This is a genomic window from Trichococcus collinsii, from assembly GCF_900107505.1.
In the GTDB taxonomy this organism is placed as follows: Bacteria; Bacillota; Bacilli; order Lactobacillales; family Aerococcaceae; genus Trichococcus; species Trichococcus collinsii.
Genome location: NZ_FNQH01000015.1, coordinates 1 through 8,735 on the forward strand (window position 1 = coordinate 1; position 8,735 = coordinate 8,735).

Here is an 8,735-nt window from a genome sequence, read left to right on the forward strand (position 1 = left end):
AAAAAAATAACCCTTAAGAAAAAGCATGCAGACAAAAGTCTCCATGCTTTTTTTCTTGACTTCTACCTTTTCATCAGGGCATTCGCCTAATAGGAAGATTATTTTCTGGATTAGAACGAACCCACATTAAGAATGAAACTGAAGAACTTCTTGTATTTTTTCGAATACAATGTCGGGCTCTTGTTCGCCATTGACCATAGAAACGATTCCCGCTTCCTGATAGAAACCCGTCAGTGCTTCCATTTCGAGCTCACTCACTTGTAGCCGTCTTTCTATGACTTCTGATTTATCCTCTGACCAGGGCGAATCGATCTTATTTTCTAATCTTTTCCGTAAGACCTCTTTCCCAACAGCCAGATAGAGGACAGCATCCAGCGACAGTCTTTTGCTTTCCAGATATGCTTCTAACGCTTCCGCTTGCTGACGCGTTCGCGGATATCCATCCAAAATGAAACCCTCTTTCATGTCATCCTCTCCCATGCGATCCCAGAGGAGTTTATTGACCAATCTATCGGGGACTAGTTTTCCCATCTCCATGAATGTTTTGACTTCTAGACCGATTGGACTTCCCATCTCAGCGAAGGATCGGAAGATTTCACCTGTAGAGATATACGGAATCTGATAGGTAACTGCGATTTCCCTCGCTTGGGTTCCCATTCCAGCGCCGGGCATTCCCATTATAATGATATTCATTTTCTAACACTCCTTATCTGCATTATGCCTCTATCGGATCGTACACAACCATTCACTACTAAGATAGCGCATGATTGTGTAGGGAGTATGGAGAAAGAAAAAAACAAAAATTTGTAGTAGCTCTAAAGGACTTAATAAGCCGCCAGAACTTTTCCTACTGCTTCTTTAAAAACAATAAGGCATCTTCTCCTCCATAAAACCCACACAATGAAAAGGTAAACTCAATTCAGCGATATTTGAAAACTACCATGGTTCATTGCTCAGGAAAGGTGGTGCGGTGGAACAATTTTTAGTAGTACAGAATCAATCGTGTGAATGATGGGGGAAAACATATGAAAATTTTGATTGTAGATGACGAGGAAAACATTTTGGAGATTGTAGAGGCGTACTTGGTTGCTAAAAACTACCAAGTATTCAGAGCCATGGACGGAGAAGAAGCCTTGCGGAAAGCCGAAACCATCCGGCCGGATCTCATCGTCCTGGACCTCATGCTGCCGGATATCTCGGGTCTTGAGGTCTGCCGAAGAATAAGAAAATCCTCCAGTGTCCCTGTGATCATGCTGACGGCGAGAACAACGGAACAGGATATCCTGAGCGGACTGCATATCGGCGCGGACCATTATATGACGAAACCCTTCAGCCCCAAAGAATTGGTGGCCCGAGTACAGACCGTACTGCGGCGCTCACACAAGGAACCCCAAGAGGTGAAATGGTCCTTCGAAGGTGGTTTATTGGATATCTATCCCGATAACATGCAAGTATTCAAAAAGGGACTAGAAGTGGGGCTAACGCCAACCGAGTACGGGCTTCTATTCCTTCTGGCGTCACATCCTCAGCAGATTTTCCCTAGGCAGCAGCTCTTGCAGGTCGTAAAAGGATTAGATTTTGACGGAACAGATCGAGTCATTGATGTCCACATTAAGAACCTGCGACGAAAGATAGAAGATGATGCGCGAACCCCCCACTATATCTTGACGATATATGGGGCTGGATACCGATTTGGTGGTCAAAAATGAAGCGAACAATAAAGTGGCAACTTCTCCTTTCCTTCGTTTCGCTTTCTTTTATTCTGGTAGGAGCCTTCAGCTGGATAACACTGAACTTACTAGAGAGCCACTTTGCTGACTATGTCAGGGAGAGACAGGAGTCAGAGTTGGAAGAATACAGCACTGATTTAGAGAATCTCTATCAACAAAACGGTACCTGGGAAGAAAATTCGCAAGCAATTCAGCGTGTTGGGCGGAATGCTCTCCAACAGTCAGTGATTGTGAGGATTTTCGACGAGGACGGGCAACTGTTATGGAGCCCATCCGCTTCTGAGGAAGAAGATGCGAAGAACAAGGTTCAGGATCATCTCCTGCATATGGAGCAAATGGTGGGAGGTATGGAGAGTGATTACGTGCAAAGTCGTAGTCCCCTTTATGATGGTACCGAAGAAATTGGCATGATGGAGATTCAATCCGTGGGTCCCTATGCTTACACAGAACATGACGCCCTCTTTATTTCCGATATGGAAAGTAAATTGGTTTTGGTGGCCTTCTTCTCGCTCCTCATTCCCCTCTTCTTTGCGCTACTGGTGGCCAAAAAGCTTAGTTCTCCTATCGTCACAATCAATGATTTCACCAAGGAAATTGCCAAAGGGCATTACAGCAGTCTTTCTCTGGAAGAAACAGGAATCCGGGAGATTGATGACCTGCTGGTATCAGTGAATGATCTTTCCTTGCAACTTCAACACCAACAGAAGATCCGAAACCGTTTGTCCTCCGATATTGCTCATGAAATCAGAACGCCTTTGACGACCTTGAAAGGGAATATTGAAGCCATGATAGATGGTGTTTGGGAAATATCTGAAGAGCGGCTCTATCGTTGTTACGAAGAGGTAAGCCGAATTACGCGTCTGATTGGAGAAATCGATCGGATCAACGAACTCGAAAGTCAGGAGTCTCAGCTACAGAAAACCACCTTTGATCTTACGGAATTAGCCCAACAAATCGTGGATAATTTCCAACCCATGCTGGTTGAAAATAAACTCAACTGCTCCGTTAGTGGTGATCGCGTATTTATTTCTGCGGATCGGGACAAAATCCATCAGGTCTTAACTAATCTGTTGGCAAATGCCATTAAGTTTACCCCTTCGGGAGGAAGAATCGACCTTTACGTTTCGCAAAGTAAAGGCACCACTTCCTTTCGGATAATCGACAACGGACAAGGTATCCCTCCGGAAGAGGTGGGCCAAATATTTGAACGGTTCTATATGGCGGAGCCCTCCCGAAACAGTAAACTAGGGGGGCAAGGAATAGGCCTTTCCATTGTAAAGGGCATTGTGAATGCGCATCAAGGGACTATTTCCGTAGATAGTATTTATGGGAAAGGCACAACATTTACAATCAATCTTCCCAAGGCAAAATAAAATAGGGTTTATAAAAAAGTACTCCAACTAATTAAATAGGGTTGGAGTACTTTTTTCAGTGGTCTATTCTCTTATCGTGCAAGGACATCAATCTCCGCCTCTGTCGGATTATCGGATACAATCTCAATTAGCATGCGGTGGGGTAAGTTTAGACTGGTTTGTCCAAGTGATTGGATCCACCCTGTCCTCACGGCGATTTGCTGGGGGCTGTTATCCGATTTGTCACGAATCCGCTCCCCATCAATTTCGATAATATTATACTTCCCGGGAGCAGGATAGTAGGTGATAAGCCGCTGTTTCTCATTTCCGGTCAGGAGGAAGCGGTCCACTTCCTCGCCGTTGAACGAGATAACTGCATACAGCTTGCTCTTTTCTATGTGCGCAGTTTCAACGGCGAAGATCATTGTCGGTAAAAAAGATAGAACAAACAGAAAAGAGACAATAATAATATCAAAAGGTTTCACCATTCTGCGATACTTTTTAATCATGATTCTCCCCCTTTTTCTCTCGTTTACTCTAACTGTTTTTTTCTCTTCAAGTACTCTGCTTCCGTAATATTATCTCTGGCAAATTCTTTTTGAATCTGTTCCAAAGAGGTCTCATTCGCAATTCGACTATCTGTTCGATCGGAAAGAATCTTGATAAGGAGGTACGCCACCATAAACAGCACTACAATCCAAAGCAACCCAATCAATCTCAAAGGTCCCAATCCGTCATGATTCAGTAGATTCCAATAACTCGACATGCCACTCACACTCTTTCCTGTTATCCGTCTTTACTTCAATCTCTTTCTCCTTTGAGGTTCCATCCTTCTAGATAGTAGGTTTTGGGCGGATAATCCCTTCTCCGGTAAATCCAAATACCAATCGCACCCACAAACAAGAGCAAGGACAATCCCTGTGACACCCGCAAGAAATCACCAATCCACAAACTATCCGTGCGCAGGCCCTCTATGAAGAATCTGCCCGCTGAATACCAGATAGTATAGCTGAGGGCCACTTCGCCTTGCCGCAACAACCCCTTGCGGTTTCGCAAGGCAATGATTACGCCAAATCCGAGGAGACTCCATAATGACTCGTAGAGGAAGGTGGGCTGGTAGTACACACCGTTAATTTGCATCTGATCAATGATAAACTTCGGAAGGTACAAGTTCTCCAGAAATGTTCGAGTCACTTCTCCACCATGTGCTTCCTGGTTAGTGAAGTTGCCCCATCGACCGATGGATTGGGCCAAAAGGACATAGGGAGCCAGCACATCCAACATCAAGGCAACGGGAATCCTCTTTTTCTTGGTGTACCAATAGACAGTGAATCCCCCTGCAATCAACCCCCCATAAATGGCAATTCCACCATTCCAGATTTGGACGATTTCGCCCGGATTTTGCAGATAGTACTGCCATTCGAAGAGAATGTAGTAGATTCTGGCTCCAATCAGCCCAATGGGAATCGCCCACATTGTCATATCTGTAACGGTATCTTCTCCTAATCCTCTTTTCGTGCCCTCCTTGGACGCCAAGGAGATTGCCAATAGCATAGCAGCCCCAATGATAATCCCATACCAGTAGACGGTGAATGGGCCAAATGAGAAAGCTACGCGATCAATTGTTCCTACTATTGTTTCCATACTTTCCTCCTTATAAGAAAAAAACGTTTATTTTATAGTGCTTTTACAATCCCAAGTAAGGTTCTGGGTCAACCTGAACCCCATTCTCATAAACCTCGAAATGCAGGTGGACACCTGTTGAATCCCCCGTTGTTCCCATTATCCCTAATTGTTGTCCTTGGGATACTTTTTGTCCGGGAGCAACCCGAAGGCTGCCCGCTTCCATGTGAGCGTATAAAGTTTGGAGTCCGTTTCCATGGTCGATTTTCACGTAGTAGCCCCATGAATTATGGTACCCGGCTACTAGAACGGTTCCCCCCTGGGCTGCGACAATCGGTCCCGATCCGGCAAAATCCATGCCCGCATGCAATTTCCACTCCCCTGTAAGAGGATGGATTCTGTATCCAAAAGGATCTGTTACAATCCCATTACTCGGACGAATGAAACCAGACGCGGTAACGCTCTTCGCTTCAGGCAGGGTTTCCCCCGCAGAGGCATACTCCACTACCTTGCTTTCTTCGAAGAAGCTTTCAGGAACAATCTCACCCGCCATTGCAACCGCGACCTCTTGTGCAGCCTGTTGTCGTACTACTTCTTCATCAGCGATCCGGCGTTGCTCCTCCTTCAGTTGATCGGAGAGGGTGCTCACCGTTCCGGCAAGATTCTGTTGCTCCTGATCAATCGCTTCTTTTTGTTCCACCGTAAGATCATACTCTTGGGCTAGCTGCTCGATTTGATTCTCCAGCCCTGCTTTCTGTGTCACCAAATTGGTTTTGGCTACTTGGATTTCCGCACTCAGTATTTCGAGGTTTTCCTGCTCGTCCTCAGCTGCCTGCTTTTTCTCCACCAGATCCATTTTGTCATTTTTCTGCTGGACGAGTATTTCCTTGTTGATGTTCATAATGTAAGTTACTAAGCCTATGTTCCCTATCATTTCCGCAAGGTTCTCCGAGTTGATAACTGCTTCCAGGAGAGTACGTGGATTTGTATCTGTTTGGACGGCTCTGGCTTGCACTTTAAGTTTTTCCCCTCTTAGTTCAATCCGTTCTTCCAGCGTTTCTGCTTCTTTACCCAATTCCTTTATTTTTTCCTCAGAAATCTGCAATTTCCCCTGCTGTTCAACTAATTGTAGGGTGAGCTTGTCGATTTCCTTTTGCAGGGTGATTGTTCCAACCCCAAGTTGCTCTTTCTTTGCCTCCAATGTGTCCAATAGCTCTTGTTGCCCTGAAGAATTCTCATCCAATTCTTGGATTCTGCTTTCCAATTCCGTTTTTTGTTGATTGAGCTCTTCCAGCGTATCAGCTTTCACATCCAAAGGTACCACCAGTAAACTTAAAAGCGTGGGAATTCCTAAAATCCTGAACATCTGCTTTCTATTCATGTATCCTCCTTAAATGCCGGCAAAATTTGCCCCTTTCTTTTGCTTATTTTACTGTACCAAGGAATTATGTAGGTTTTATGGAGTTGTTAATCTCCATAAAACCCACATAGTTTTACTCTATTCTTGTCTTAGAAAGTTATTTTGAATCTTATTCGCTTCACTGATGGAATTAGGTTCTTCGTAATTTTTTAATCTATCGTCCATTTCTTTACTAACGTGTTAGTTGTAGCATTGGCGAAAAAATAAAAGGAGAGTTGAACATGGAATCAATCTTATTTATTGTTTTGATGGTGGCAGGGCACATACTCATGATGTTTGTTATGCCGGGTATGCATGGCGGACATAATCATAAAGGACATGGTCACGCGGATCCCGAATCGGAAGACAAGAAAAAGTTGGAAATTGAAAACAAACGGTTAAAAGAGGAATTGAACGTAGTAAAATCAAAAATAAATCAAAATGAATTGTGAGGGCCATTCCACATTGAAGCAGAAAATTATTCAAATTTCAGGGTTTATTTTCATTACCTTTTTCATCTTATCCCTTTCGGTCGCAGCAACCATCAACTTTACCTTCCTCTACTCGTTTGACATTGGTTACTTGAATATATCGGAATATGTAGACATGCCGAAAGAGCAAATCTTAATGAACTATCGTATTCTGCTAGATTACCTGAATACCCCATGGATAGCGAAACTGGATATGCCGGATTTCCCTAGCTCAGTTAGCGGGTTATTCCACTTCACTGAAGTGAAGAAGTTGTTTATGCTGGACTACCTGATTCTGATTACTTCAGGGATAGGCTCCTTCTGGTTTATGCAGTATCTAAACAGAGAAGGGCAATACTGGCGACTTCTTCGATACTTCCAGTGGGGAATCTTGCTTCCGCTGGGTGTTGTTTTGGCTCTATTGATCAACTTTGATGTGCTGTTTGTGCTATTCCATCAGGTATTCTTTAACAATGATGCTTGGCTATTTAATCCCGCAACTGATCCCATCATCTTAGCGCTGCCGGCGGAGTTCTTTATGCACAGTTTCCTCTTGGCCTTTGGATTAATCGAAGTCTTCCTAATCCTGGGGTACTTCACTACTAAATATCGAATCTCTGCCCCAAGCCGTTGATTAAAAAGGTTATGGTTCATAAGAAAAGCAGGGCTCTCCATCGAAAGCATGGGAGCCCTGTTTTTATCGAAAATTTATCGATCTATGATTTTCCTTATACAGCATACTGGCTGGTCTGACTCGATTCTGGAAGGGGGTCAAACCAGCCAGTGCTTTTTTCGTTCCTGCTTCGTTTTATTTAGGGTCTAATTTCAAAAGCATGGCATTGATCGCAACAATAACGGTCGATAAGGACATGAGGACGGCGCCGAAGGCCGGACCCAAGGTAATGCCGATAGGAGCAAGGAGGCCAGCAGCAATTGGAATCGCGATAAAATTGTAGCCTGCTCCCCATACCAAGTTTTGTTTCATTTTACGTGTCGTCTTGTTTGCTAACTCGATAAAGGATTCAATATCCCCTGGATCAGACTGAGTAAGGATAATATCCGCAGAATCCAAAGCTACTTGCGTTCCAGCTCCGATTGCAATACCTACGTCTGCCAAGGCAAGGGAAGGTGCGTCATTGACCCCGTCTCCCACCATGATAACCGTCTTGTTTTGGTTTTTCATGGACTCGACCAGCTTGTACTTATCTTCCGGAGATTGATTGGCTTGGTATTGAATACCTAGAACTTCTGCAACTCCTTGTGCAGCTTCCTCGTTATCACCAGTAGCCATGAGTGGTTCAATTCCGTATTTTTTCAGCACCTCGATCAAGTTTCTGCTGGTTTCTTTCAGTTCATCTCCCAATGCGACAGCGCCGATTGCTTCATTATTTTCTACAAGGATACTTAAAGTAGCGCCTTTCGGAATATCCATACGCAATGCTTTTCCGTATGCCTTTTGGCTGATTAATTGATAGTGGTGGCCGTTCGCCTCCCCTTCTATTCCTGCTCCCGAAACGATTTCAATGGAGTCAAAGGAAACTGACTTAATGCCTTTCGCTTCAGCGTGGTTCACAATCGATTGGGCAATCGGGTGACTGGAGCCCGCCTCTATACCCGCCAACAAGCCTGTAATTTCTTCTTCAGAATATTTATCACTCAAAACAGTGACGTCCAACACTTTAAATTCACCAGTTGTTAAAGTACCTGTTTTATCCAATACCATAACATCCGCTTTAGTAGTTAATTCCAAAGCTTCTCTATTTTTAACCAGTAATCCTCGGCTTGCACCCAAACTAGTACTACGTGATACTACCAAGGGAATAGCAAGACCCAAAGCGTGTGGGCAGGCAATAACTAACGTAGTCACAGTAAAGATAACGGCTGTAGGCAGATCCGCAATGATCGTCCAGATTAGTAGGGCGATTAAAGCTACTACAACCGCAATGTAGAACAACCAGCCAGCTACTTTGTGAGCCACATTCTCTGCTCGAGAAGGTTGGCTTTGTGCTTGGCTAATTAATGATTGTACTTGTGAGATAAAGGACTTATCCCCTGTTTCTGTTACTTCTACATATAGGACACCACTACCATTTGTTGATCCACCAATGACTTGATCTTTAACATTCTTTTCGATTGGCTTAGATTCACCTGTTAAGAGGGC

At 44.1% G+C, this 8,735-nt stretch carries 10 protein-coding genes; 4 read left to right on the top strand and 6 right to left on the bottom strand.

Annotated elements, in window-relative coordinates; genetic code table 11:
* Positions 1-126: 126 nt before the first annotated feature.
* Positions 127-693 carry an adenylate kinase family protein gene (locus BLV66_RS15100; protein ID WP_086987731.1) on the bottom strand — a complete coding sequence of 189 codons (567 nt, stop codon included), beginning with the start codon at positions 691-693 and terminating at the stop codon, positions 127-129.
* 332 nt (positions 694-1,025) lie between these two features.
* Between BLV66_RS15100 and BLV66_RS15105 the strand changes: the two genes are divergently transcribed.
* Together BLV66_RS15105 and BLV66_RS15110 are read left to right on the top strand one after the other, a co-directional pair.
* Positions 1,026-1,709: a response regulator transcription factor gene (locus tag BLV66_RS15105; RefSeq protein ID WP_086987730.1), complete on the top strand. Its 684-nt coding sequence runs from the start codon at positions 1,026-1,028 to the stop codon at positions 1,707-1,709.
* Positions 1,706-3,103 (top strand): sensor histidine kinase, encoded by a 1,398-nt coding sequence (locus BLV66_RS15110; protein WP_086987729.1) that lies wholly within the window; start codon positions 1,706-1,708, stop codon positions 3,101-3,103. Before BLV66_RS15105 ends, BLV66_RS15110 begins: the two co-directional genes overlap by 4 nt.
* 71 nt (positions 3,104-3,174) lie before the next feature.
* Here the strand turns inward: BLV66_RS15110 and BLV66_RS15115 are convergent, their stop codons facing one another.
* From BLV66_RS15115 to BLV66_RS15130, 4 genes are read right to left on the bottom strand one after another with little or no spacing between them, the layout of a single operon-like run.
* Positions 3,175-3,591: a NusG domain II-containing protein gene (locus tag BLV66_RS15115; protein ID WP_370684631.1), complete on the bottom strand. Its 417-nt coding sequence runs from the start codon at positions 3,589-3,591 to the stop codon at positions 3,175-3,177.
* Between the two features lie 23 nt (positions 3,592-3,614).
* Complete coding sequence (locus BLV66_RS15120; protein ID WP_086987728.1) at positions 3,615-3,848, bottom strand: SHOCT domain-containing protein; 234 nt, start codon at positions 3,846-3,848, stop codon at positions 3,615-3,617.
* A 35-nt stretch (positions 3,849-3,883) separates the two neighbouring features.
* On the bottom strand, positions 3,884-4,726 hold the full coding sequence (gene lgt / locus BLV66_RS15125; protein ID WP_068561774.1) for a prolipoprotein diacylglyceryl transferase: 843 nt from the start codon (positions 4,724-4,726) through the stop codon (positions 3,884-3,886).
* A 43-nt stretch (positions 4,727-4,769) separates the two neighbouring features.
* Positions 4,770-6,086 carry a M23 family metallopeptidase gene (locus tag BLV66_RS15130; protein WP_086943876.1) on the bottom strand — a complete coding sequence of 439 codons (1,317 nt, stop codon included), beginning with the start codon at positions 6,084-6,086 and terminating at the stop codon, positions 4,770-4,772.
* 260 nt (positions 6,087-6,346) lie between these two features.
* On the opposite strand from BLV66_RS15130, the gene BLV66_RS15135 reads away from it, so the two are divergent.
* Positions 6,347-6,556: an adhesion protein gene (locus BLV66_RS15135; RefSeq protein WP_068561776.1), complete on the top strand. Its 210-nt coding sequence runs from the start codon at positions 6,347-6,349 to the stop codon at positions 6,554-6,556.
* Positions 6,557-6,569: 13 nt separating this feature from the next.
* The gene (locus BLV66_RS15140; protein WP_232309358.1) at positions 6,570-7,208 is read left to right on the top strand and encodes a TIGR01906 family membrane protein; all 639 of its coding nucleotides are present in this window, start codon (positions 6,570-6,572) and stop codon (positions 7,206-7,208) included.
* A 174-nt stretch (positions 7,209-7,382) separates the two neighbouring features.
* On the opposite strand, the gene BLV66_RS15145 is transcribed toward BLV66_RS15140, so the two are convergent.
* Positions 7,383-8,735 (bottom strand): copper-translocating P-type ATPase (locus BLV66_RS15145; RefSeq protein WP_093114579.1); only part of this gene is annotated, 1,353 nt, incomplete at its 5' end.

Bases quoted from the DNA above. Each gene is read 5' to 3' on its own strand.
- BLV66_RS15135 (WP_068561776.1), top strand. From the start codon at position 6,347: ATGGAATCAATCTTATTTATTGTTTTGATGGTGGCAGGGCACATACTC.
- lgt (WP_068561774.1), bottom strand. From the start codon at position 4,726: ATGGAAACAATAGTAGGAACAATTGATCGCGTAGCTTTCTCATTTGGC.
- BLV66_RS15115 (WP_370684631.1), bottom strand. From the start codon at position 3,591: ATGATTAAAAAGTATCGCAGAATGGTGAAACCTTTTGATATTATTATT.
- BLV66_RS15120 (WP_086987728.1), bottom strand. From the start codon at position 3,848: ATGTCGAGTTATTGGAATCTACTGAATCATGACGGATTGGGACCTTTG.
- BLV66_RS15105 (WP_086987730.1), top strand. From the start codon at position 1,026: ATGAAAATTTTGATTGTAGATGACGAGGAAAACATTTTGGAGATTGTA.
- BLV66_RS15110 (WP_086987729.1), top strand. From the start codon at position 1,706: ATGAAGCGAACAATAAAGTGGCAACTTCTCCTTTCCTTCGTTTCGCTT.
- BLV66_RS15130 (WP_086943876.1), bottom strand. From the start codon at position 6,086: ATGAATAGAAAGCAGATGTTCAGGATTTTAGGAATTCCCACGCTTTTA.
- BLV66_RS15100 (WP_086987731.1), bottom strand. From the start codon at position 693: ATGAATATCATTATAATGGGAATGCCCGGCGCTGGAATGGGAACCCAA.